The following is an 806-nucleotide window of genomic DNA, read 5'->3' as shown; positions in this document are numbered from 1 at the left end:
CAATTCAAAATTCATAATTTGCCTATTCCCCTCGTACTATTTAGAGCATATTATAGGCTTAAAAAACGCTTATCTCTATGATGGGTAAAGGAATATAGTGGGGCAGTTCTTTTGTATTATTTTGATTGGCAAGTTGTTGGGATTTTAACAACACATCTGATACATTACCTTACCGGTTAAGGTAGTTTTAAATAACATGTTTGATATATCACCAATGCATTAGAGCTTTAAGGAATATGAACCTCTTCTTGGGGTTTAAAATTGATCATGGTAATTCCAAATTTCATAAAACAAAACTCTAAAACCTCTTCAATACTTCTAAATACAAATTCTTTATAATCTGAAATACTTTCATTAAATAAAAAAATATCTTCTATGGTAGGATCAGCTTTATAAGTGATAACTTTATAAAGGTATTGATCTTCTTTAGGTAAATCACCCCTTAATATTTTTATAAATTTCCAAAGTATTGAATTTTCTAGGCTATCTATTTGTTTTAGATAATTATACTTCTTTATTTCAAAATGAATATATTGCAACTCTATGAACTGGCTTCTTCTATTATTTTCTTCTATTTCAGCAAAACATCCTCTCATCTCTATAGGTAAAGCATCATGTATCTTCATAAAATATCCTTATTACTTGTCCTTCAAATGTATGTATTTGTAAATGAGAACCCTCTGAAGCATGATCTCCAGCTTTTGCGTTTGGATTATACTCATCCCAATGATATGTTCCTCTTTTACGTGAAGAAGCTCTTGGTAGCCAATCAGACCCCCGCTGGCGCAAGCTTGCAGCTTGTGCCC

At 31.5% G+C, this 806-nt stretch carries 2 protein-coding genes; both read right to left on the bottom strand.

The window, feature by feature from the left end:
• Window positions 1–227: 227 nt before the first annotated feature.
• On the bottom strand, window positions 228–626 hold the full coding sequence (locus HMPREF9075_RS03680) for a hypothetical protein (RefSeq protein ID WP_009415161.1): 399 nt from the start codon (window positions 624–626) through the stop codon (window positions 228–230).
• The coding region (locus tag HMPREF9075_RS13790; RefSeq protein WP_009415160.1) for a hypothetical protein at window positions 613–806 on the bottom strand (194 nt) is incomplete at its 5' end. The genes HMPREF9075_RS13790 and HMPREF9075_RS03680, both read right to left, overlap by 14 nt.

This window comes from Capnocytophaga sp. oral taxon 332 str. F0381, assembly GCF_000318275.2.
GTDB lineage: Bacteria > Bacteroidota > Bacteroidia > Flavobacteriales > Flavobacteriaceae > Capnocytophaga > Capnocytophaga bilenii.
Note: the sequence above shows the minus strand (reverse complement) of the source record. Positions and strands in the feature narration are given on the sequence as shown.